General features: G+C 61.3%; 21 protein-coding genes. 8 read left to right on the plus strand and 13 right to left on the minus strand.

The features are described 5' to 3' along the window. Nucleotides 1-171 precede the first annotated feature (171 nt). Nucleotides 172-705: a MarR family winged helix-turn-helix transcriptional regulator gene (locus tag AC07E3_RS12160; protein WP_336069733.1), complete on the plus strand. Its 534-nt coding sequence runs from the start codon at nt 172-174 to the stop codon at nt 703-705. Nucleotides 706-832: 127 nt separating this feature from the next. After that, on the plus strand, nt 833-1114 hold the full coding sequence (locus tag AC07E3_RS12165; RefSeq protein WP_007008599.1) for an SCP2 sterol-binding domain-containing protein: 282 nt from the start codon (nt 833-835) through the stop codon (nt 1112-1114). 88 nt (nt 1115-1202) lie between these two features. On the opposite strand, the gene AC07E3_RS12170 is transcribed toward AC07E3_RS12165, so the two are convergent. Together AC07E3_RS12170 and odc2 are read right to left on the minus strand one after the other, a co-directional pair. Then, a complete protein-coding gene (locus AC07E3_RS12170; RefSeq protein WP_478362197.1) occupies nt 1203-1766 on the minus strand; it encodes a GNAT family N-acetyltransferase in 564 nt (187 codons plus the stop codon). A gap of 65 nt (nt 1767-1831) precedes the next feature. Continuing rightward, complete coding sequence (gene odc2 / locus AC07E3_RS12175; protein ID WP_478362171.1) at nt 1832-2965, minus strand: ornithine/lysine decarboxylase; 1134 nt, start codon at nt 2963-2965, stop codon at nt 1832-1834. Between the two features lie 548 nt (nt 2966-3513). On the opposite strand from odc2, the gene AC07E3_RS12180 reads away from it, so the two are divergent. The 4 genes from AC07E3_RS12180 to AC07E3_RS12195 all read left to right on the plus strand — a co-directional run bounded on the left by AC07E3_RS12180 (nt 3514) and on the right by AC07E3_RS12195 (nt 7479). Further along, nucleotides 3514-4701, plus strand: a complete 1188-nt coding sequence (locus tag AC07E3_RS12180) for an amidase (RefSeq protein ID WP_478362173.1) — start codon at nt 3514-3516, stop codon at nt 4699-4701. An 11-nt stretch (nt 4702-4712) separates the two neighbouring features. Then, nucleotides 4713-5615 carry a LysR family transcriptional regulator gene (locus AC07E3_RS12185; RefSeq protein WP_478362175.1) on the plus strand — a complete coding sequence of 301 codons (903 nt, stop codon included), beginning with the start codon at nt 4713-4715 and terminating at the stop codon, nt 5613-5615. Nucleotides 5616-5685: 70 nt separating this feature from the next. Then, on the plus strand, nt 5686-6351 hold the full coding sequence (locus AC07E3_RS12190; RefSeq protein ID WP_065815748.1) for a DUF1007 family protein: 666 nt from the start codon (nt 5686-5688) through the stop codon (nt 6349-6351). Between the two features lie 3 nt (nt 6352-6354). Further along, entirely contained in the window at nt 6355-7479 is a 1125-nt protein-coding gene (locus AC07E3_RS12195; protein WP_478362177.1) for a nickel/cobalt transporter, read from the plus strand. A gap of 15 nt (nt 7480-7494) precedes the next feature. Here AC07E3_RS12195 and AC07E3_RS12200 read toward each other — a convergent pair whose 3' ends face one another. The 11 genes from AC07E3_RS12200 to AC07E3_RS12250 all read right to left on the minus strand — a co-directional run bounded on the left by AC07E3_RS12200 (nt 7495) and on the right by AC07E3_RS12250 (nt 19302). Then, entirely contained in the window at nt 7495-7695 is a 201-nt protein-coding gene (locus tag AC07E3_RS12200; RefSeq protein ID WP_478362179.1) for a hypothetical protein, read from the minus strand. 34 nt (nt 7696-7729) lie between these two features. Then, nucleotides 7730-8404: a GNAT family N-acetyltransferase gene (locus tag AC07E3_RS12205; protein WP_478362181.1), complete on the minus strand. Its 675-nt coding sequence runs from the start codon at nt 8402-8404 to the stop codon at nt 7730-7732. Nucleotides 8405-8650: 246 nt separating this feature from the next. Continuing rightward, complete coding sequence (locus AC07E3_RS12210; RefSeq protein WP_336069286.1) at nt 8651-10267, minus strand: TRAP transporter large permease; 1617 nt, start codon at nt 10265-10267, stop codon at nt 8651-8653. A 5-nt stretch (nt 10268-10272) separates the two neighbouring features. Then, the gene (locus tag AC07E3_RS12215; RefSeq protein WP_171900066.1) at nt 10273-10968 is read right to left on the minus strand and encodes a TRAP transporter small permease; all 696 of its coding nucleotides are present in this window, start codon (nt 10966-10968) and stop codon (nt 10273-10275) included. A gap of 103 nt (nt 10969-11071) precedes the next feature. Further along, nucleotides 11072-12067 carry a DctP family TRAP transporter solute-binding subunit gene (locus tag AC07E3_RS12220; protein ID WP_007008589.1) on the minus strand — a complete coding sequence of 332 codons (996 nt, stop codon included), beginning with the start codon at nt 12065-12067 and terminating at the stop codon, nt 11072-11074. A 191-nt stretch (nt 12068-12258) separates the two neighbouring features. Next, on the minus strand, nt 12259-13512 hold the full coding sequence (locus tag AC07E3_RS12225) for a phenylacetate--CoA ligase family protein (RefSeq protein WP_478362183.1): 1254 nt from the start codon (nt 13510-13512) through the stop codon (nt 12259-12261). Nucleotides 13513-13662: 150 nt separating this feature from the next. Then, entirely contained in the window at nt 13663-14046 is a 384-nt protein-coding gene (locus tag AC07E3_RS12230) for an Omp10 family outer membrane lipoprotein (RefSeq protein WP_065815754.1), read from the minus strand. A 142-nt stretch (nt 14047-14188) separates the two neighbouring features. Further along, complete coding sequence (locus AC07E3_RS12235; protein ID WP_478362185.1) at nt 14189-15634, minus strand: homospermidine synthase; 1446 nt, start codon at nt 15632-15634, stop codon at nt 14189-14191. A 94-nt stretch (nt 15635-15728) separates the two neighbouring features. Then, the gene (locus AC07E3_RS12240) at nt 15729-16013 is read right to left on the minus strand and encodes a YciI family protein (protein WP_336069277.1); all 285 of its coding nucleotides are present in this window, start codon (nt 16011-16013) and stop codon (nt 15729-15731) included. Nucleotides 16014-16026: 13 nt separating this feature from the next. Next, complete coding sequence (locus AC07E3_RS12245) at nt 16027-17157, minus strand: aminodeoxychorismate synthase component I (RefSeq protein WP_336069274.1); 1131 nt, start codon at nt 17155-17157, stop codon at nt 16027-16029. A gap of 285 nt (nt 17158-17442) precedes the next feature. Further along, on the minus strand, nt 17443-19302 hold the full coding sequence (locus AC07E3_RS12250) for a M3 family oligoendopeptidase (RefSeq protein WP_478362187.1): 1860 nt from the start codon (nt 19300-19302) through the stop codon (nt 17443-17445). Between the two features lie 155 nt (nt 19303-19457). On the opposite strand from AC07E3_RS12250, the gene AC07E3_RS12255 reads away from it, so the two are divergent. Both AC07E3_RS12255 and mepK read left to right on the plus strand, forming a co-directional pair. Beyond that, nucleotides 19458-20966, plus strand: coding sequence for a sigma-54-dependent transcriptional regulator (locus tag AC07E3_RS12255; protein ID WP_478362189.1), 1509 nt, complete (start codon nt 19458-19460; stop codon nt 20964-20966). Nucleotides 20967-21207: 241 nt separating this feature from the next. Continuing rightward, nucleotides 21208-22950, plus strand: coding sequence for a peptidoglycan L,D-endopeptidase MepK (gene mepK / locus AC07E3_RS12260; RefSeq protein WP_478362191.1), 1743 nt, complete (start codon nt 21208-21210; stop codon nt 22948-22950). Nucleotides 22951-23088: the final 138 nt, after the last annotated feature.

Below are 23088 nucleotides of genomic sequence, written 5' to 3' on the forward strand. Positions count from 1 at the left end.
AAATCGATTTGTTTAATGCAGATATAAGGCGTTGCCTTATACGGCCAACGTATGCAAACAGTCTTTCGCTACTGCTTTATCTCACCATTTTTCGGTGGAGACGCGGAGCGCTGTTTCGACGCTGCGATTTGCGCAGGCCGAAAGAGTATAGTTTGGAGATTTACAGTGACGATGACCCAGCCCTCGGTCGACATTTCCGCCCGGACACCGGACAAAGATTACCTTGATGTCTTTGATACGAATGCAAACAGCCACTGCTTACCACTTCTGGCGACAGCCATCGGGTACAAGCTGCGCCGCGCGCAGCTTGCCGTATTTCAGGATTTTCAGAAATCGTTCGCCTGCGTAAAGCTGCGGCCGACGGAATTTGCGGTGCTTTCCCTGATCGCTACCACCCCCGGTCAAAAGCAGACCGAAGTGGCGGAGCAGCTTGGCATCAAACGCGCGAATTTCGTTGCACTTATGGATTGCCTGGAAACCCGGGGCCTCGCCGAGCGCCGCAAGGGCGATATTGACCGCCGCTCGCACTCGCTTCACCTCACCGCGAAGGGCTCGGATTTTATCGCCGAGATATCCAAGCTGTGGGCACAGCACGAGAAGCGGATCATTGAAAGACTGGGTGGAGAAGAGAACCGAGACGCTCTGATCGCACTTCTCGACCGTCTGCTTGCCGGCAAGAAAAGAACGCCGATCCCGCGTCGTTAAAGCCAACAAAGACGTTGACGTAAACGTCAACTAGCGTCTAGTGTCGGCCATCGGCAACGCGTGCCTCGCACGGGTGAAGCCAATTGCACGACAACACAACGCAGATGCGTTTACAGGGAGATTATGCATGGGGATGGACGCAATTGCCGAGAAGGTGAAGGCACGCGTGGCAGACTCGGGTTTCGGCCGGTCAGTGAAATTCGACTGCGGCAATGACGGCGTCGTCGTCATCGACGGAAACACGGTTTCCACCGAAGACAGTGACGCCGATTGCGTTATCAGCCTGTCGAAAGACGATCTTGAAGCGATGATCGCAGGCGATCTCGATCCAACCGCTGCCTTCATGCAGGGCAAGCTCAAGGTCGACGGCGATATGTCGGTCGCCATGCAGCTCAGCCAGGTTCTGTAACCGGCGCTGGACAAACGGGGCGTTCATACACCCCGGGACAGGCCATTTTCGGGCGGATCGCGATACGAGAGCGGTCCGCCCTTTCATTTTACGCAACCAGATTCCGGGTGATACCGGTGCGACCGCTGGCACAGAGCGTTCCGTATGCGTTTGCAAGCGCGCCGGATTTGAGTTCGAGCGCCAGAAACCGATCCGTCTCATAGGGCCCGGGCATGGCTAGCGCGCCCGTCAGCTTTGATGAGAAGCCAAACCGCTCATAATAAGCAGCATCGCCAACCAGCAGGATCGCTGTGTGCTCGAGTCGACGCGCCTCGGCGATTGCGTGGCGCATCAGCACAGCCCCGACGCCACGTCCCGCAAGCGCAGTCTCCACCGCAAGCGGCCCGAGAAGGAGCGCGTTTGCCCCCTCTGCGCCCAGGCGCACGTCCCAAAGCCGGACAGAGCCGATCAGATATCCTGCCTCGTCACGCGCCACGAAAGCCAGCCCTTCGGCCGGCAAACGGCCACGGCGCAGCTTCTCCGATGATTTCAGCCTGCGCTTCGGCCCCATGACACGGTCGAGCAGGGTCTCGCGCTCAGCCACGTCCCACGCGGTTTCACAAAGAACAGAAAAGGCGTGCGCTGGTGCGCCACCGACAACAGCCTGGTTCATGGCCTCGATCCCGAAATCCGAGAAATCCGGCCCGCGCAGGTTTGCGCGGGCAACCCGTTTCACTGTCAAATCACATAGGATCGAAGCGGCTCAAATCCGTTGAAGGCCACCGATGCGTAGGTTGTGGTGTAGGCGCCCGTGCCCTCGATCAGCACTTCATCGCCAATGGTCAGTGACAGCGGCAGCGGGTACGGGGTCTTCTCATACATCACGTCGGCGGAATCGCAGGTCGGACCGGCCAGCACGCACGGTGCCGTTTCGCTGCCATCGTGACGCGTCACGAGCGGGTAGCGGATCGCCTCGTCCATGGTCTCGGCCAGACCGCCGAACTTGCCGATGTCGAGATAAACCCAGCGCACATTGTCGTTGTCGGCCTTCTTGGAGATCAGGACGACTTCCGACTTGATGACGCCAGCATTGCCCACCATGCCACGGCCCGGCTCGATGATGGTCTCGGGAATTCGGTTGCCGAAATGCTTGCGAAGCGCCGAGAATATCGCCTGACCGTATGCCTGTGCGGCAGGCACGTCACGAAGATAACGCGTCGGGAAACCGCCGCCCATGTTGACCATGCGCAGCACGATGCCTTCATCCGCCAGCGCACCGAAGACGCCACGGGCATCCGCCAGCGCACGGTCCCATGCATCGAGGTCGGTCTGCTGCGAGCCGACATGGAAGGAAACGCCATAAGGATCGAGACCGAGCGTACGGGCATGGCGCAGAATATCGACCGCCATGGCCGGAACACAGCCGAATTTGCGCGAGAGCGGCCATTCAGCGCCGGCACCATCCGTCAGGACGCGGCAGAACACGCGTGAACCGGGAGCAACACGCGCGATCTTCTCCACCTCTTCCTCGCAGTCGACGGCAAACAGGCGAATGCCAAGCTCGTAGGCACGCGCGATGTCGCGCTCTTTCTTGATCGTATTCCCGTAGGAGATGCGATCTGCCGTCGCGCCCGCATTCAGCGCCATCTCGATTTCCGCCACGGAAGCGGTGTCGAAGCTGGAGCCGAGCTGAGCGAGAAGGCGCAGGATTTCCGGCGCGGGATTGGCCTTCACAGCGTAGTAGATCCGGGAATCAGGCAGTGCCTTTTCGAAGGCGCAGTAATTGTCACGCACCACATCGAGGTCGACGACGAGGCAGGGACCGTCGGGACGTCGGGTGGCGAGGAAGTCGAGAATGCGCTGGGTGGCCATATGTCTCTCCAATTGCGGCATCCGGGCCGCGTTACCGAAGCTTCGAAACTGCGAAAGCGAACCTCGCTTCCGCGGTGGACAAAGGGCGCGGCATGCGCACACGGGAGCCGGCAGGTGGAGAGCACCGGAACCAGTTCATGCGACAACGCGCTACGATGCATTCCCGCCTCGCGGCGAAGATGCGCTTTGTCTGCCTCAGCTTTGGATGGGAGACCCCAACCGCACTGCCGGCAATGAAGGTGTGCCTCTTCAGTAACCCCGGCTTTTGGACAGCCGGCAGACACCAGAAAGGCCCGCACCGTCGTTGCTTCAAGATGTCCTCGGTTTGATGGTTGGCCATCAGACCGACTGGAGCGGTTAGGTCCAGGTACCGTACCGGTTTCCTCGCCATATTCGAGGTCCGGCGGACACCCACAGGCACGTGCGACTTTGGGCAGCGCGGATATAGTCGCAACGACTGTCACAATCAATGAAAAATTTTGTGCGCTTGAAAAAAAGAGCGCGAATGCCGACCTTTGGCGCTCTGGGGCCGACGAGGAAAAACGAAGATGATGAAGATGCGCGATACGCTGAACGCTTTCCTCGACTATCCAGACGCCCCTCCTCCATCATCTGGCGAGGGCCCGCTGGCAGGCCTGACGCTCGGCGTGAAGGACATTTTCGACGTTGCCGGCTATCCGACCGGTGGCGGCAATCCACGTCGGGCCGAAATCCATTCCTGCGCCCCCGGCACCGCTCCGCCGATCCAGCGTCTTCTGGATGCAGGCGCCCGGTTCATCGGCAAGACCCAGACAGACGAACTGACCTTCTCCATGATCGGGCAGAACGCCCATTACCCGGCGCCGGTCAATCGCGTCGCGCCCCAGCGTTTCACCGGCGGTTCGTCTTCCGGTTCGGCCGCTGCCGTCGCCGGCGGGCTGGCCGACATCGCCGCAGGCTCCGACACCAATGGTTCGATCCGCGCGCCAGCCTCCTACTGCGGCCTGATCGGTCTCCGCACCACCCATGGGCGCATCCCGCTCGACGGCGCCATGCCGCTTGCCCCTTCATTCGACACGTTTGGCTGGTTCGCACGCGACGCTGCAACCTATGCCCGTGTCGGCGAAGTGCTGCTCGGCAACGACCCGTATGGCGATCACCTCGCACGCCCCGTTCGGATCTCGGAATTCGAAGCGCTTCTGTTCGGAGAGAAGGAGCGCGCCGTCTACGGCACAATGCTTTCGACGGTCGTGCATCATTTCGACCGGGAGGCCGCCTTTCTCGCGCTGCCTGGTTCCCTGGAAGAGCTTTTTGAATGCTTCCGCGTCATCCAGGCTTTTGAGGCCTGGGAGGTGCATGGCGGTTTTATCCGCAGTGCAAAACCGGAGCTTGGCCCCGGTGTCAGGGAACGTTTTGAGTTTGGAAGCCGCATCAGTGCTGCAACCGTTGCCGAGGCCCGCGCGGAACGCCGGCGCTTCCAGGAGGAATTCGCCGCGCTCTTCGACCGCGACATGGTGCTGGTCATGCCGACCCAGCCGACCGTTGCGCCACTGAAAAGCGCGACACTGGAAGAGCTCGACCGCTACCGCGGTCTTGCACTCAAACTCACCGCCATCGCCGGCCTGCTTGGCTGGCCGCAGATCACAATCCCCCTCGGCCAGGTGCATGATGCCCCCTTCGGCATCTCGCTTCTCGGACCCGCCGGCAGCGACCGGCAGCTCATCCGCCTTGCCGCCGATATCCTCTCCGGAAGCTGAAGGAAACTCCCTTGGATACACTCAGCCGTATGCGCGCATTCGTCGATGTTGTCGAAGCGGAGGGCTTTTCCGCCGCCGCCCGCAAAGTGGGAAAGTCGAAGGCGCTTCTGTCGAAATATGTCCGCGAACTGGAAGATGAACTCGGCGCGCTCCTGCTCAACCGCACCACGCGGCAATTGTCCCTGACGGAGGCCGGTCACACCTATTTCGCCCGGGCCGTCGAGCTCTTGCGTGACGTCGAGGACCTCGCCGAAGCGGTGCGCGATTCCTCTGGAGATGTGCGCGGCAGGATCAAGCTTTCCGCACCCCGCACATTCGCAGACGCCCCAATCGGCCAGTCCCTGATCGATTTTGCCAGGGCGCACCCCGATGTCACGCTCGAGATCAATCTTGACGACCGTTTCGTGGATCTCGTCGAGGAAGGGTTCGATCTCGCCATTCGCATCACCAAGCTGGCCGACTCTTCGCTCATCGCCAAACGTCTGGCTCCCTTCCGCGTGGCGCTTTGTGCCTCACCCGACCTGATCTCCCTTCACGGAGAGCCCAGAAGCCCACAGGATCTCACCCACCTGCCCTGCATCGTCGACACAAACAGCCGTTACCGCCAGAACTGGCCCTTCAGGCTGGATGACGGAACCACCGTCAATGTCCCCGTGACCGGGCGCCTGGAGGTGAACAGCCCCATGGCAGCCCGCGCTGCGGCGCTATCTGGCCTTGGCTTTGCGATCCTGCCCGACTTCATCGCGGACCCTGAAATCAGCGCCGGCCGTCTGGTGTCTCTGCTTGAGGAAAACAGTTCCGACGGTGCCGGGATTTACGCCATCTACCCACATCGCCGATACCTGCCTGCAAAGGTCCGCGCCCTGGTGGACTATCTCGCGCACTGGCTGAAAGAAAATTACCCAATCAAATAACACATCGTCCAATTTCCGCCCGGTTCGTGTAGAAGACAGCACAAGCCAGATGGGAGCGGGACGATTGCACATGGCGATTCGGACAAATTTCATGCTCAGAGCGGGGACCGCCCTTTTTGCTCTGTCTTTTGCGGCGTCTGCCTTCGCCCACCCCCACGTCTTCGCCGAAGCCAGGCTTGACGTGAACGCGGATGGCAATGGAAATGTTGCCTCCCTGCACCATGTCTGGCGCTTCGACGACCTGTTCTCCAGCACGGTTCTCGTCGAGTTCGACAAGAATCAGGACCTCGCGCTCGACCAGGCGGAGCTGGACGAGGTGGCGAGCGTGGTTCACGGGTCGCTTGCCGACTTTAACTATTTCCAGCTTGTCACCCGGGATGGCAAGGATGTGCCCATGCAGGCACCCGAGCGGCTCATTGCCGATTTTGTCGACAATCAGCTCATCATCCTGTTCGAATCGAAGCCCGAAACGACTCTCCCCCTCACAGGCGAGATCGCCTTCGGCGTCTACGACCCCACATTCTACACAGCCATCGACTTTATCGAAGACAGCTACATGACCGTCAACAACCTCCCGGCAGGCTGTACCAGCAGCGTTGTCCGCCCGGACCCCGATGAAGCGATCGCCCAGAACCAGCAGACCCTGACAGACGCTTTCTTCAACGATCCGACCGGCAATGACATGAGCAAGATTTTTGCGACCCGCCTGGAGTTAACCTGCAGCAAGGATAGCTGACCCATGCTCCCATCCCGCCGTGTCGTCATTGCCGCCGCAGCGATCACTCTTCTGGCCGCGGGCGCGGCAATGGCGCAAAGCTCGCTCGGCATCGGCGCGGCCGAACCGGCCATCACCCCGACCGGCCCTTTTGCCGGCACCCTGCAATGGATCAACACCCAGCAGCAGGCCTTTTATCGCACACTGACCGGCGCGTTGAAGGCGATGCGCGAGGATGGCAGCAGGCTCTGGGTTCTAATCGGTCTTTCCTTCGCCTATGGTGTTTTCCACGCAGCCGGGCCGGGACACGGCAAGGCGGTCATCTCTTCTTACATGCTGGCCAATGAGGTGGCGCTGCGCCGCGGCGTCATCCTTTCCTTCGCGTCCGCTCTTCTGCAGGGGCTGACCGCCATCGTCCTGATGAGTGTCGTGTTCCTTGCGCTACGTGGCACCTCGATCTCCATGACCGACGCCGCCTGGTTTCTGGAGACCGTCAGCTTCGGCCTGATCGCCGCGTTCGGTGCCTGGCTCCTGTGGCGCAAAACCTCGGGCCTTATCCGCACCAGCGCCCCCGCACCGCAACCCATGCACAGCCTTTCGGCAGCGCATGTCCATGACCACACACATCATCACAGGCATGCGCATGGTGGCGATCATCACGACCATTCCACCTGCGATCACGACCATCACCACCCGGATGAACACGCATGTGGACATGACCATCATCACGGGCACGCGCACGAACATTCACATGATCACGGTCCCGGCGAGGTCTGCCCCAGCTGCGGTCACGCACATGCGCCGGATCCCGCCATGCTGACGGGTGAGCGCTTTGACTGGAAAACCGCAGGCTCCGCCATCGCCGCCGTGGGCATACGTCCCTGCTCCGGTGCACTGATCGTGCTCACCTTTGCGTTTCTCAACAGCCTCTGGCTGGGCGGCATTCTGTCGGTGGTCGCCATGTCGATCGGAACGGCAATCACCGTTTCGGTTCTGGCAACACTTGCGGTAACGGCAAAGAACTGGGCGGTGGCGCTGTCAGGCGGTAACCGTGCGAGCAACCGCATTCACAATGCGATAGAGATTGGCGGCGCTGCCCTTGTCATGGTTCTGGGCCTCACCCTCCTTGCCGCAAGCCTTGCGGCCTGACCCGGGAAGGTCATATCAGTTGCGCTTCCGCTGAGCGCGGGCGCGCAACCAGAAGACCATGAAGAACGCCAGCACGAACAGAACCGCGAACCCACCCGCGATCCAGGGCGAATAAGCGCCGATTGCCAGCATGATGCGTGGCATCAGATAGGCCACAAGACCAAAGCCGATGAGGATGAGCGCGGCTGCGATCGCCGCCTTGCGATTTTCCGACAAGTGATCCTGCCTGTCCGTTCGCCGCACTTCAGGGTTACTCCCTGAAAGTTCCCAGCCGTTTCTTTTGATGGCCTTCCTTATCGAAATTGGCCGGATCAAGCCATGCGTCAAATGCACTTTTTACCGCAGGCCATTCGCTGTCGAGTATCGAGAACCAGGCAGTGTCACGGCTCTCCCCCTTCACCACCATATGCTGGCGAAAAACACCTTCATACGTGAAGCCGAACCGCTCTGCTGCCCTGCGCGATGGCAGGTTGGCATTGTTGCACTTCCACTCGAAGCGCCGATAACCCAGATCGTCGAAGATGTGGCAGGCGAAGAGATAAAGCGCCTCGGTTGCCCGTACGGTGCGCGAAATCCCCGGCCCCCAATAGATGCTTCCCGCCTCGATAACACCATTTGCGGGGTCGATGCGCATCAGCGCCTGCCGGCCGCCGACCTGCCCCGTCTCCCTGTCGATCACGGCATAGAAGAACGGGTCCGCACTTGTGGCCGCCTTCTCAAGCCACGCTGTGAACGCCTGCCTGCTTTCCGGCGGATATTCGGCCAGCCAGCGAAACCGCTCCCCCGCGTCGGCAACGCTGGAAACGGCATAAAGACCATCGCCGTGGCGCGCAGGATCGAGTGGCTCAAGCAGAACTGTGCGCCCCTCCAGAACCTGGCGCACCGGGCGCGGTCGGGCTGTCCAGTTTTTGAGGTCGGTCTGCATAGGGGTGTTCTCCAGCCTTGTCTACCGCTCTGCAAAGCACGGCCGCACATGCCCGAAAAGGCCCAGCACCGCATGCAGACCTGCGCCAGAGAAATGATTGGAGAAGGATGCCAGAAACGGACGAGGCGGCCACTGGTCGGCCGCCCCGTTTCGAACCGTGCTTGGGAGGAGGAAAGCCGATCCGACAATCGAAAGCCTAACCACCAAATCGTTAACGTTTACTTAACGAAAAGCCTCAAAAGGCATCTATCTCGTCACGATCTCAGGCCCCATAAGGCTGTATGGCAGCCATGTTGACATAATCGGCATATAGGTAACCAGTATCAGGAAGATAAACAGAACCAGTACGAACGGCGCCGCCGCGCGCACCACCTGGATCAGGCTCATGCCGGTTATGCCGCTCGTCACGAACAGATTGAGCCCGATCGGCGGCGTGATCATGCCGATTTCCATGTTCACCACCATGATGATGCCAAGATGGACCGGGTCGACGCCCAGTTCCATGGCGATGGGAAACACCACCGGCGCAACGATCAGCAGCAGGCCCGAGGGCTCCATGAACTGCCCGCCCAGGAGCAGAAGCAGGTTCACGGCAATCAGGAAGGTAAACCAGGTGAACCCTGCATCGACCATCAGACCGGTGATCGCCTGGGGAATGCGCTCGGCCGTGAGCACATGCGCGAAAAGCAGCGCGTTGACGATGATGAACATCAGCATCACCGTGGTGCGTGCGGCATCCACGGTCACCTTGCGCGTTTCTTCATTGAAGAAGGCGCGCAGGAAATTCCGGCCCATCAGGCTCAGATTGCGCCGCCAGATCGGAAGGCTTGCAGCCAGCAGCCCCGGCAGCGCCGCCAGCCCGTCCCCGCCGCGCCACAGCGCGTAAGCCACCATGGCAACCAGAGACAGGGCGAGCCCCGTGAGCATGCGCCCTTCAAAGGTAACCCCTTCCCAGTCGGCGGTCAGGAAGAAGCTGAGGATCATCCAGACAAAGAAAAACGCGAGCGCATAGACTGTGGCGGAAAAGCCCACCCGCGCGCGCCTGCCATCGTCCTCCTTCACCCACCGCTCGTCCTTCATCGGCCCCATGTCGCGGTAGACGAACAGCGCCACCGCGAAGGAGTAGACAGCGGCAACGGCCGCCGCCTCCGTGGGCGTGAACACCCCGCCATAGATCCCGCCAAGAATGATGATGATCAGAAACAGTCCCCAGCCGGCCTCCTTGCCGCCCGCGACAATCTCGTGAAATCCTTTCCACTCTTCCGCCGGCAGGTTGCGCACCCGTGCCATCACATAGATGGCAACCATCAGCATCAGTCCGGCGACGATCCCGGGCACCACACCGGCCAGAAACATACGCCCGACCGAGACGTCCGTCGCCGCCGAATAAACAACCATCACGATGGATGGCGGTATCAGAATGCCAAGGGTGCCCGCATTGGCGATGATGCCGGCCGCGAATTCCTTGGAGTAGCCCACCTGCCGCATACCCGCGATGGCGATGGTGCCGATGGCAACCACCGTTGCCGGCGATGAGCCGGAAAGGGCCGCAAACATCATGCAGGCCAGCACAGACGCCATTGCCAGACCGCCACGAAAATGGCCCACCGAAGCAATGGCGAAGCGGATGATGCGCCGCGCCACGCCGCCCGTCGACATGAAGGCCGAAGCCAGAATGAAGAACGGGATCGCCAGAAGCGTGTAGTTCTGCGAGGCAGTGAAGAGCTGCAGCGCGACGGAAGAGATGGAATCGCTGGAGAAGAAGGCGATGATGATGAGCGACGAAAGCCCGAGAGCCACCGCCACCGGTACCCCCAGAAACAGCAGGAGCAGAACAAGGACGAAGAGAATGGCTGGTTCCATCGCCGCTACTCCTTCAGGGCATCTTTGTTTTCAGCGACGAGGTCCTCCGCCTCGTGGCCAGCAATGATCAGGTCCCGCTCCCCCCTGGCGATCCCCACCACACCCTGCAGGGCGCGAAACGCGAGGAGTGCCAGGCCGACGGGCAGCATGAGATAGGCCACCCAGCGCTGCACACGATCCTGCAGACCGAACGCCTCCTGCATCCACAGCGGATACCGCAGATCGTCGAGCCCGGTGCCCCGATCAAACATGAACGTCCAGTAGCCGATGGCGCCGGTCTGGCGCCAGTTGGTGGACACATCGGCGCCCACCAGCGTCATCCAGCCCGCGTAGAGAAGAATGAAAGCGTAGAGGAAAACACAGACGGCACCGAAGATCGCCACCGCTTTGAAGAGCCGCGAAGGAAGCAGCCGGATAAAGGCATCGACACCCAGATGAATGCCGTTCTTCACGCCATAGCTCATCCCGAACAGGATCATCCAGGCAAACAGGATGCGCGTAAACTCCAGCGCACCGCCCCAACCGCTGTTGAAACCGTATCGGGCGACAACCTGCGTGAAAGAGACGAATGTGATGGCTGCCAGAAGAATGGCAAGCACGTTTTCTTCAAACCGCCCGACCGCATCAGGAAAACGCCGTTCCAGGAGGAACATGACGGCCACGATTGCCACAAGCCCGAGCGCCGGCCATATCAGAACCATGATTTCCCTCCCGAAGATCACCTGCCACAAGACCGCCCGCACGCAGCGGACGGCCCTGCATGACGCGACGAGGGGAGACGCCGCGTCGGGAAAGACTGAAACCTCAGGAGCCGCTTGCGGCAGCTGAATCGATCAGTTCCTTGCCGATATCACCTTCGAACTTCGCCCAGACGGGCTTCATAGTTTCGACCCAGGTCGCGCGCTGCTCGGCGCTCAGTTCACGGATCGTGCCACCGGCGTCGAGTATGTTCTGTCGGCAGGTTCCTTCCTGGTCGGCAACATTGGCGTTGGCTGTCTCCGTCACTTCCTGAACAATGGAGACGAACTGGTCCCGCACTGCCGGATCAAGACCTTCCAGCCATTCTGTCGAGGTCACGAGAAGATAGGCGAGAAGCTGGTGGTTGGTCTCCGTGATCCCGTCCTGCACCTCAAAGAATTTCTGGGTGTAGATGTTGCACCAGCTGTTTTCCTGGCCATCCACGACACCGGTCTGCAGTGCACCGTAAACTTCCTTGAAAGCAAGTTTCTGCGCCGATGCGCCCATTGCCTCGATCATGGCCACGGCGACGTCAGAGGTCTGCACGCGGAACTTCAGCCCCGCCGCATCCTGCGGCTCCATAAGCGGTTTGCCGGCAGAAAACTGCTTGAGACCCGACGACCAGAAACCAAGGCCGGTATAGCCTTCATCTTCCATCACTGTCAGCAGGCCCTGACCATCATCCGACGTGGTGAACTTGTTCACCGCATCAAGTGTGGGAAAGAGGAACGGAAGGTCGAAAAGGCGATATTTGAGCGTATAGGCCTCAAATTTCGCCAGCGAGGGTGCGGCAAGCTGCACGTCGCCCAGAAGCAGGGCCTCCATCACCTTGTCGTCGTCATAAAGCGTCGAGTTCGGAAACACCTCCATACAGGCGGTTCCGTTCATCTCGTCATTCACCCGTTCCGCCAGAAGCGTCGCCGCATCGCCCTTGGGATGGCCTTTTTCGGCAACCACGTGGCTGAACTTGATAACCATTTCGCCATCGTCGCATTGGGCTTGGGCCTGACCTGCAAGCACGGTCAGGGAAAGCGCCGAGACGGCACCGATCAAAAGTCGCATGGGGTCTCCTCCACTCTGCACAGCCCGCAACACGCTGCGGACGAACAATCGCGGCCTGTCACCGCCTGTTTCTTTTCTGGCACGGCGCGGACGATCACCAGCGTCCAGCGACATTGCAACCATATCCTGTGATACGGGTGACGTGAAATCAAGCGAGACGCGAATTGCGGCCCGCTTTTCTCCCTTATGCTTTAGTCTGAATATTCCCGCTCGTCGGCGATCACCTTGCCGTCGCGCGGCAAGCTGCCCGGCTCAGCCAGCACCACGCGTCCGCCGACCCTCGTGACTTCGCGCAGCGTTGTCTCGATCGCGGTCGTGTCCGGAGCGGTACCGGTGATTGTCTCGACATGCAGGGCCATGGCGTCGCTCGCGCCATCGCGGGTCACCACAAGCCGGGCGCGTTCGATTTCACCGTGTCTGCGCGTCAACTCCGCGATCTGTTTGGGATCGACAAACATGCCCTTGACCTTGGTTCGCTGGTCGGCACGTCCCATCCAGCCCCTGATACGCATATTGGTACGGCCGCACGGGCTCTTTTCCGGCAGCATTGCGGATAAATCTCCGGTTCCAAGCCGCACCAGCGGATAAGCCGGGTTAAGCGAGGTCACCACAACCTCACCCACCTCTCCCTCCGGCACCGGATCGTCCGTGCCCGGCCGCACGATCTCGACGATCAGGTTTTCGTTGACCACCATGCCCGGCAGCGGTGAACCGTCAGGCCCGGTCGATTCATAAGCGATCACGCCAAACTCGGCGGTGGCGTAACACTGCAGCACGTTTATGCCCCGTGCGCGGTATTCCTCACGCAGTGAGGGAAACAGCGCCCCTCCCGAAACCAGACCGATCCGGATTGATGACAGATCCCTGCCATCACGATCCGCCCGTTCGAGCATGATCTTCAGAAAATCCGGCGTTCCGGCATAGACATCCGGCCGGAAGGCTTCAGCCGCCTCCACCTGCATGTCCGTATTGCCGGTGCCTGCAGGAAACACGCTGCATCCGAGCGCCCGCGCGCCCGTGTCGAGCACGAAACCGCCCGGCGTCATATGATAGGCAAACGCGTTGTGAACGCGCGCCCCGGGCCGCACGCCGGCAGCAAAAAAGGCGCGTGCCGCCTGCCAGGGATCGGCGCCCGCCCCCTGAATTTCCCAGATCGGTCCCGGTGACATGAAAACACGCGCTCCCTCGAGCGCGTCTGGATCAACAAAACCGCCGAAGGGCGGCTTCGCCTGCTGCAGTTCCAGGAGCTCCGGTTTGCGCAGGACCGGCAGCCGCTCAAGCGCCGCACGATCAACAATTTTGGAGAGATCGTACCCGGAAAGCCATGCCGCCAGCCCCTCCGCCTTGGCCACGGCGCCGCTCAAAAAATGCGGCAGGACCGAAAACAGGTCACGCTCACGCTCCGCCGGATCACGAATTTCCAGCGCGTCGAAATGCGGTGACATGGCTCCTCCCAAAGGGTTTTGAGCATGTTATCGCAACAATCGCACCAAGGGAGCAAGACCGACCAAGGTCATGCATTGAAAGAACGGGTGTTGAACAACCCGACAGAGGCAGGCAGCTTCCTGTGCGACCTGCCATCGTCGCGTCATGGATCAGGAGACGCGGGCCGCGCGCGTGAGGACGAAATTGGTGCCGTTTGCCAGCGTGCAGTTCATCTGATCGCTGGATGCGAGAAGGCATGTGGCGGCCGTCTGCCGCTGGCTCTTGAGCGAATAGAAGGAGAGCTCGATCGTGGTCGCATCGCGATGCGAGTAGGAGCCCTCGGTCAGCACTTCGCCGGTCTCCACCGCACGCGAGCTGAAACGACCGCCCTGCAGCGTCGACACCGCCACGCCGTCCGTGCCCATCCACTGCCCTTCGACCCCCGTCTGACCCGCAGCGCGCTGTCCTCCGCCATCGGGCATTCCCGTCTGGCAGCCGGCCACTGCGAGTGCCGAAACGAGCGTTGCGAGCGTCAGAATTTTGCCTGTCTTCATGGTTCTGGCCTCCTGTTGCGCCTATGGTACTGCACCGACAGCGCACCGCCTTGGAAACGGCCCGCCCCCTTCAGGGCCGGGCGATACCCATTTCAATTGCCCGATTTTGACATCATTGCAAGCGCAGCGCGCGCATCCCCGCTCAACGCACGAGAATGTTGCGGAACTGCCACGGATCGGATTCGTCAATGTCCTCGGGGAAAAGCCCCGGCCTGCCCTCAAGTGGCGTCCAGTCCGTGTAGTAGCCTTTTACAGGCCCCAGATACGGCAACTGGATATGAAGACAGCGGCGATAGTCCACTTCATCGGCCTCGACGATACCCGCTTCGGGATTCTCCAGCGCCCAAACCATTCCCGCAAGCACGGCGGAGGTCACCTGAAGACCCGTAGCGTTCTGATAAGGCGCCAGTTCGCGCGCTTCTTCCAGCGTGAGCTGCGAACCGAACCAGTAGGCGTTCTTCCGGTGCCCATAGAGCAGCACGCCGAGTTCATCCATCCCGTCGACCAGCTCGTTCTCGTCAAGAACGTGCTGCTCGGGCTGCGCCTTGCCTTCGGCGCCGAACATCTCATGCAGCGAAAGCACCGCATCGTTGCAGGGATGATAGGCGTAGTGACAGGTCGGCCGGTAGACGACCTTGCCCTTCCCGTCACGTACGGTGAAGAAATCCGCGATGGAGATCGACTCATTGTGGGTGACAAGGAAGCCGTACTGCGGCCCCGGCGTCGGGCACCAGCTGCGCACCCGCGTGTTGGCACCCGGCTGCTCCAGAAAGATCGCCGCCTTGTTGCCCTTCTTCTGCTTGCGCGCGTTCCGGGGCTTCCATGTCTCATGCGTACCCCAGCCGAGTTCGGCCGGCTGTAACCCCTCGGCGATAAAACCTTCCACCGACCAGGTGTTCCAGAACACGTTCATGGGCTTCGGCTTCTTGGTCCGCTGCGTATCGCGTTCGGCAATGTGAATGCCCTTCACACCGCACTTCTTCATCAGCTTTGCCCAGCCTTCGCGGTCCTCGACACCCGGCTCATCGAAGTCGAGCCCCAGGTCGGTCGCCAGGTTCACCAGCGCCTGCTTGACGAACCAGGACACCATGCCGGGGTTGGCGCCGCAGGTGGAAACGGCTGTGGTGCCGCCCGGATTCTTGGCCTTTTCCCGACGCACCGTCTCGCGCAGCGCATAATTGGTGCGCGAGGCATTGTCGGCCTTGTCATCGAAATAGAAGCCGAGCCAGGGCTCGACCACCGTGTCGATATAGAGCACGCCAAGCTTGCGGCACAGTTTCATCAGGTCGAGCGATGACGTGTCGACCGAAAGGTTTACGCAGAAGCCCTGCCCTTCACCTTCTGTCAGAAGCGGCTTGAGCAGGTCCTTGTAATTGTCCTTCGTGACATGCGCCTGCACATAACGGATGCCCCGCTCGTCCAGCAGCTTGCGATCCGCATCGTTCGGATCCACCACAACCATGCGCGATTTGTCGAACCTGAAATGGCGCTCGATCAACGGCAGCGTTCCGCGCCCGATTGAGCCGAAGCCGATCATCACGACCGGGCCGGTGATTTCACCATGGATGGGCCATTTCCTGTCAGCCATTACACGCCTCTCCAAAACAGTACGGTTGAGCCTCCAAAACACAGAAGCGTGTCACAATAAAGCGCAAATGCGGTTCCGGTCTGCAAAGGCCCTGCTATTCCCTAAGTGCGTCAAGCCCTTCCACCGTGCGTGAAATCGCACATTCGGTGACCTCGACTTCGGCGATGCCATGCACCGCAAAAGGGTCTTCCGACAGACAGGCTTCGAGGGCTTCGCGGTCGCCGCGCGCGAGAATGACACCGCCCGTCCTCGGCACCTTGCGCCCCGAAGCGATGAATGTCCCACTCGCGTAGTATTTCTCGAGCCAGGCCATATGCCCTTCCATATGCGGCTCGACATCCTCGATCGGCACCACATAGCGCAACGAAACGATAAACATCACCGGTCCCCCTTTAGGTCATCGCAAAGCGCGCCTTGAGCAGCGCTTCCTCATATTCGCCATCGGCTGTGGAATCGAACACCACGCCACCACCCACATTGTAGATTGCTTCCCCGTCGGCAAAGAGCGAAACCGTACGGATCGCCACGTTGAACCGCATCGTGCCGTCGGGCGCCGCCCATCCGATTGCACCGCAATAGGCTTCACGAGGGCCGGTCTCCAGTTCCCGCAGGATCTCCATCGCACGGATTTTCGGCGCCCCCGTTACCGAACCGCAGGGAAAGAGTGCCGCGAAGATTTCACGCAGTCCCGTCGCTGGTCTGATCCTCGCGCGGACCTGGCTCACCATCTGATGAACCGTGGGATAGGTTTCCACATGGAAAAGCTCGGGCACCTCCAGCGTTCCCACCTCGCTGATGCGGGAAATGTCGTTGCGCAGGAGATCGACGATCATGCGGTTTTCCGCCTGGTTCTTCGGATCGTTGCGCAAAAACGCCTTCTGTGCCGCATCCTCTTCGGGCGTCGCACCGCGCGGCGCCGTACCTTTCATCGGCAGGGTCTCGATCCAGCCATCCCGCGAAACCTGGAAAAACAGTTCCGGCGAACGGGAAACGATCACCGGCCAGCCAAGCTCGACCAGCGCCCCGTACCGCACGGGCTGGCGCGCGCCGAGCGCATCGAACAGCCCCGCAGGCTCCCCGCGCCACCTGGCCCGGATGGGGAAGGTCAAATTCGCCTGGTAGCAGTCGCCTGCCCGCAGATGCCCGTGCAGACGTGCAAAGCGGCGTTCATAGTCGGAGCTGTTCCATGCCGGTTTCGCATCGACGAGCGCAGCATCCGCCACCGCCGGTCTGGAAACCGGGCGATCCTCCGGAGGGTCGAAAACGCCGAAGCAGAAGAGCGGGCCACGCCGCTCTTCTGGCAAAAGCGGTCTGAGCTTCGGTTCCAGCAGATAGCCAGCCTCGTAGGCCATGTAACCGGCAAGCCAGAAACCGGCGCGCCGCGCCTTCTCTGCCCGGTCGAGCATGATCTCGAACGTCTCCGCGTCTCTCGCGGCCAGGAGCGCGCGTGGCCGGGAGAAGCAAAGCTCCCGGCCAGCCGCGTCGTCGCGGATCAGAACCTGGCCCCGAATATCGGCGGGCATCGTATCTGAGAAACCTGTCCTAGGGTCAGGACCCAATAATATGACCACAATGGTCGGCCTGATTTGTGCGGATACGCGAAGCAAGACCACAGGAAGACTTCATGTCTTTCAAGGTCTTGCGACAAAGTAGCCCGTGCAAATCAGGCCGATCCGAAGGACGTTCGATAGACTGGCGACCTGCCGCGTCAAACCCCTTGACCGGGGGAAGAACCCAGCTCTGCGGGCTTTTCCTTGCATCTCTTGGTCTATCGATCGCCATTGTGGTCATATTATTGGGTCCTGACCCTAGCCGTCGAGCGTTTCAAGCTCGTCTATCAGCCCCTCGATTACCGAAAGCCCCTTGCTCCAGAAATCCTGGTCGCTCGCATCGAGACCGAAAGGTGCCAGAAGCTCCGAATGATGCTTCGTACCGCCGGCCTCGAGCATGGCGAAATACCGTTCCTGGAAGCCCTCCGGAGCCTGCTGGTAAACGGCGAAGAGCGAGTTCACCAGACAGTCGCCGAAGGCATAGGCATAAACATAGAAAGGCGAGTGGATGAAGTGCGGGATATAGGCCCAGAACGTCTCATATCCCTCGCGCAGCTTCACCGACGGGCCGAGACACGCCTTCTGCACGTCGAGCCACAACTCGCCGATCTGATCGGAGGTCAGTTCACCGTCGCTGCGGCGCTTGGCATGCACCTTGCGCTCGAACTCGTAGAAGGCGATCTGGCGCACCACGGTGTTGAGCATGTCCTCCACCTTCTGCGCCAGCATGGCCTTGCGTTCGCGCTTTTCGGTCGTTCGGTCGAGCAGCGAGCGGAAGGTGAGCATTTCGCCGAAAACCGAGGCCGTTTCGGCAAGCGTGAGCGGCGTCGGTGCCATCAGCGCCCCCTGTCTGCCGGCCAGCACCTGGTGAATGCCATGCCCCATCTCATGCGCCAGCGTCATCACATCACGCGGTTTGCCGAGATAGTTCAGGAGCAGATAGGGATGCGCAGACGGCACGGTCGGGTGAGCAAACGCCCCCGGTGACTTGCCCGGACGCACCGGCGCGTCGATCCAGTTGTGATCGAAGAAGCGGCCCGCGATTTCAGCCATTCGCGGATCAAACGCGGCATAGGCGTCGAGCACCGTATTCTTCGCCTCGTCCCAGCCGATCACCGCCTGCGGTGTCTCCGGCAGCGGCGCGTTGCGGTCCCAGTGGTTGAGCACATCCATGCCCAGCCACCTGGCCTTCATGGCGTAGTAGCGATGCGAAAGCCTCGGATAGGCCGTTCGCACGGCTTCCGCCAGTGCATCCACGACCGGCCGCTCAACGCGGTTTGCCAGGTGGCGGGAATCGGCAATGTCCTCAAACCCGCGCCAGCGGTCGGAGATTTCCTTGTCCTTGGCCAGTGTGTTGGTAATCAGCGTGAATGTGCGCAGGTTCTTCGAGAAAGTATCGGCCAGCGCCTGCGCCGCCCGGTGGCGCTTCTCGCCATCCGCGTCCTGCAACAGGTTGAGCGTCTGCTCCAGCCCCAGTTCCTCTCCATCCACCGTGAAGCGCAGACTGGTCATCGTCTCGTCGAACAGACGGTTCCAGGCACCACGCCCGGTCACCGACTTCTCGTGGAAAAGCTGCTCGACCCGGTCTTCGAGTTCGTAGGGTTTGTCGCGGCGAATATCGAGCACCCACGGCCTGTAGTGCGCAAGCCTGGGATCGGCTTCCAGCGCCGCGTCGAGCACCGCGTCTTCGATCTTGTTCAGCTCCAGCGTGAAGAAGATGAGATGTGCGCTTGCATCCGTGAGTTTCTCCTGCACATCGCCATAAAGCTTGGCACGCTTCGGATCTGACGTATCGCCCGCGTAAAGAAGCCCCGCATAGGAGACGATGCGGCCCATCAGTTCTTCAATGGCCTCATAGGCTTCAACCGCTTCGCCCAGCTTGCCCCCAGCCCCCCTGGCAGCCTCGTCCGCAAGCTTGCCCTTCCAGGCGGTTTCGAAACCGGCCGCTTCCGCGGCGGCACGATCGAGATCGCGCTTCAGTTCGGGTGACTCGATTGCCGGATACAGATCGGCGAGATTCCACTCGGGCAGGTTGCCGAGTTCCGAAAACGCGTTTTCAGCCGCTAGCGCCGCATCCGTTGCCGCAGGGCGACGGGCCCTGTCAGTGTTGTTGGCCATGTAATCCTCGTTGCCGAAATCGCTGTTCGTCCACGGTGCCGAAAGGTTTCGTTCACCGGGATTCTTGAACCCTTGTTTAGAAGCCTATGCCATTTTGATCCAGCCCGCGCCGGAAAACTGCGCGCGATATCGTAACGCCATTGCATAATTGCGACATGTCCGAAGCCGTTCTCATAGTCGACGATGACCCGGTCCAGCGCCGCCTTCTTCAGGCTGCAGTGGAGAAACTCGGTCACACGCCGCTTCTTGCTGAGAACGGTCAGGAGGCGCTGGGTGTGCTGGAACGCGCCGAGCAGGCCCCGCGTACCATTGTGCTCGACCTCGTCATGCCACAGATGAGCGGGCTGGAAATGCTCGAACGACTTCGCGGCGAAGGCTCCGACATTCCGGTGATCGTGCAGACATCGCGCGGCAGCATCGACACGGCGGTCGAAGCCATGCGCGCCGGCGCCTTCGATTTCATCGTCAAGCCCGTTGCCCCGGCCCGCCTTGGAGCAGCCATAAGAAACGCCCTCAGGGTCAGCGCAATGGAGACCCGCCAGCGCCGCGGCGGCAAACCGGCCGAAGCATCGTCTTTCGATGATCTGGTCACCAACAGCCCGTCCATGGCGCGGGTCATCATGCTGGGCCAGAAGGCAGCCGCCAGCGACATACCCATCCTTATCGAAGGTGAATCCGGTGTCGGCAAGGAGGTTATCGCCCGCGCGATCCAGAGCGAAAGCCGGCGCCGCCGAAAGCCTTTCGTCACGGTCAACTGCGGCGCGATCCCCGATACGCTGGTGGAGAGCATTCTCTTCGGTCACGAAAAAGGAGCCTTCACCGGCGCAACGGAAAAGCGCATCGGCAAATTCGCCGAGGCCGATACGGGAACCCTTTTTCTGGACGAGATCGGCGACCTTCCCCTCGACGTACAGGTCAAGCTCCTGCGTGCCGTACAGCAGGGCGAAGTGGACACGGTCGGCGGGCGCGGCACACAGAAGGTCGACATCCGCCTGATCTCGGCCACCAACCAGAACCTGATTGAGCGTGTCAAGGAAGGTCGGTTTCGTGAAGACCTGTTCTACCGCCTCAATGTCTTCCCGATCATGGTGCCGCCGCTACGCGACAGAAGGGATGACATTCCTCTTCTGGTGCAGGCATTCATTGCCCGCTTCAGCGACAGCGCTTCAAACCGGATCACCGGCATATCGCGAAGAGCGCTCGCGCTTCTGGAAAGCTACGACTGGCCCGGCAATATTCGGCAACTGGAAAACGCCATCTTCCGGGCAGTCGTGCTTTGCGAAACGACCGTGCTCGACACGGCTGACTTCCCGCAGATCTTCGCTCAGGTCGAAGGCATCGATCCATACGAGGCCCAGACAGGAACAATATCGGCCGACGATGACCCTGCGGCGGCACTGCCGACAGACCGTCGTGACCTTCCCCATCGGGAAGCGCCTCCGGTTCAAGACCTGCCGGGAAGCGTTGCCACACTGGACGAAGACGGGAATGTACGCCCACTGGAGGACATCGAAAGCGATGTGATCCGGTTTGCCCTCGATCACTACCGTGGCCAGATGAGTGAAATCGCGCGGCGCCTGGGCATCGGACGCTCCACGCTTTATCGAAAACTCAAGGACATGGGCATCGATCCGGCAGAACGCCCGCGCGCGAAAGACGACTGAGGCCCCGAGGACACAGCCCAGAGATTAACCCCGCGTTTACCCTGCGGCGGCTTGTCACGTTTTGCCACGATATCGCCATCCTCTTCGCGCATTCCTCCTTTAATAAGATCGAATTAACCATTAAACAGAATAATCGGAAGGTGGGAACCACGCAGTCCGGGCCTGAGGCTCGGGGGACAAACACCAGCCTGTAAGGCCACGGATCTTGAGACAAAACGACGTTCACGTTCTTGGATGGCGCTTGCCTGCGCTTGTACGCGTGAGGCTCCTCGCCGGTTTGATGCTTGCAGTCGGCGCGCTGGTCGCAGCCGCGCCCGCTGCCCACGCCGAAACACGCACGCTGAAGCTCTACTTCATCCACACGAAGGAACGCGCCGAGATCACCTACAAGCGGAACGGGCGCTACATCCAGAGCGGCCTCAAACAGGTCAACCGCTTCCTTCGTGACTGGCGCCAGAACGAGCCGACCAACATGGATCCGCAGGTTCTCGACCTGCTTTGGGAGGTCTATCGCGCCACAGGCGCGCGCGACTATATCCACGTCGTTTCCGCCTATCGCTCGCCCAAGACCAACGCCATGCTTCGCAGCCGTTCAAGCGGTGTCGCAAAGAAGAGCCAGCACATGCTTGGCAAGGCGATCGACTTCTACATTCCAGGCGTCAAGCTTGCCAGCCTGCGCAACGCTGCACTGAAGTACGAAGCTGGCGGCGTCGGTTATTACCCGCGTTCGGGCTCGCCCTTCATTCACATCGATGTCGGCGGTGTGCGCCACTGGCCGCGCATGAGCCGCAAGCAGCTTATGGCCGTATTCCCCGACGGCAAGACCATGCATGTTCCGACCGACGGCAAACCTCTGCCGGGATACAAGCAGGCGGTTGCCGCCTACGAAGCACGCAAACGCAACGGCGGCTCCATTCAGGTTGCGCGCGACAATGGCGGCGGCGGCAATGGCCGCGGTCTCCTGGCCGCGCTCTTCGGCGGCGGTGCCGACGAGGAAGAGGATACCGCCGAGACCACGACGGTGGCAGCACGGCAGCCGGCAGCGCGCCGGCCTCAGGCGCCGGCAGCAGCGCCAGCACCGCAGCCCGAGCCCGAAACCCCGAGCACGATCCTCGCCGCCCTGCCGCAGCGTAGCCTGCCGACACCGCGCGCAGCACCGCGACCGGATGTGGCCGTAGGCCAGCCCCTGCCCTTCGAGGTCAAGCCTGTCGAGGAAGCACCGGCCATTACCGAGCAGGCGACGCCAGAGCAGGCCGGAACTGCGGTTCTCGTGGCCGCGAACATACCGATCCCGACACGTCGCCCGGAATATGCGCCTGATGCCGCGACCCAGGAAGCGCTTGTGCAGATAGCTTCGGCGCAGACCGATGCACCGGATGCCATTGCCGGTGTTCTGGCCGACGACGCGGAGACCGCGCAGCCAATTACAACGGCCGCTTATCTGCCGGTTCCGTCGAGCCGACCCGCCCGCGCCGTGGCCGACGAGTTCACGCTCGCCGCACTTCCCGAACCGCGCCCGCAGGCGGAGTCAGCGGCACCGCAGAGCGATTTTGCCCTCGCCGCCGACAGAGAACCTGAAACGGCTGCCGCTGCCCTGCAGGAAGAGCGTGGACAGCCCGTTTCGGCCTCCCCCCGCAAGGCGCTTCTCGCCCGTGCGGATCAGGCAACGGAAACGCGCCACGAAAGCCGTGCACGCAGCACCCGTAAATCGGCCAAGCCCGGCCCGGCTGACGTGATCCGCGATGCGCAGCCCGTCGTGGTCGCCAGCAGGGGTGAGGCGCCGAGCCGCGCGCTCAGCCGGAACTCCATGCTGACCGAAGCCGCGCGGCCGACCCATCCGCCGGCATTCGACAGTGAGTTCGTCCGTTCGCCCGAGACCGTCTACACGACCGGTTTCCAGCAGGATATCACCGTGGCAGATGCCACCCGCTTCAGCGGCAAGGCCGTGAACTTCATCTCCATGGCCCGCTTCCGCACCAACTGAGGCAGGCCTGCAAGACAACAAAAAAGCGGGGCTCCGGGGCCCCGCTCAGACTGCTGACAAACCCCTGGCATTTGCCGGGGGTTTTTGATTCACTGGGTCATGTTGAAGACACCGGCCCCCGAACAGACAGCGCTCGAG

The sequence above is a fragment of the Nitratireductor lacus genome, from assembly GCF_056431025.1.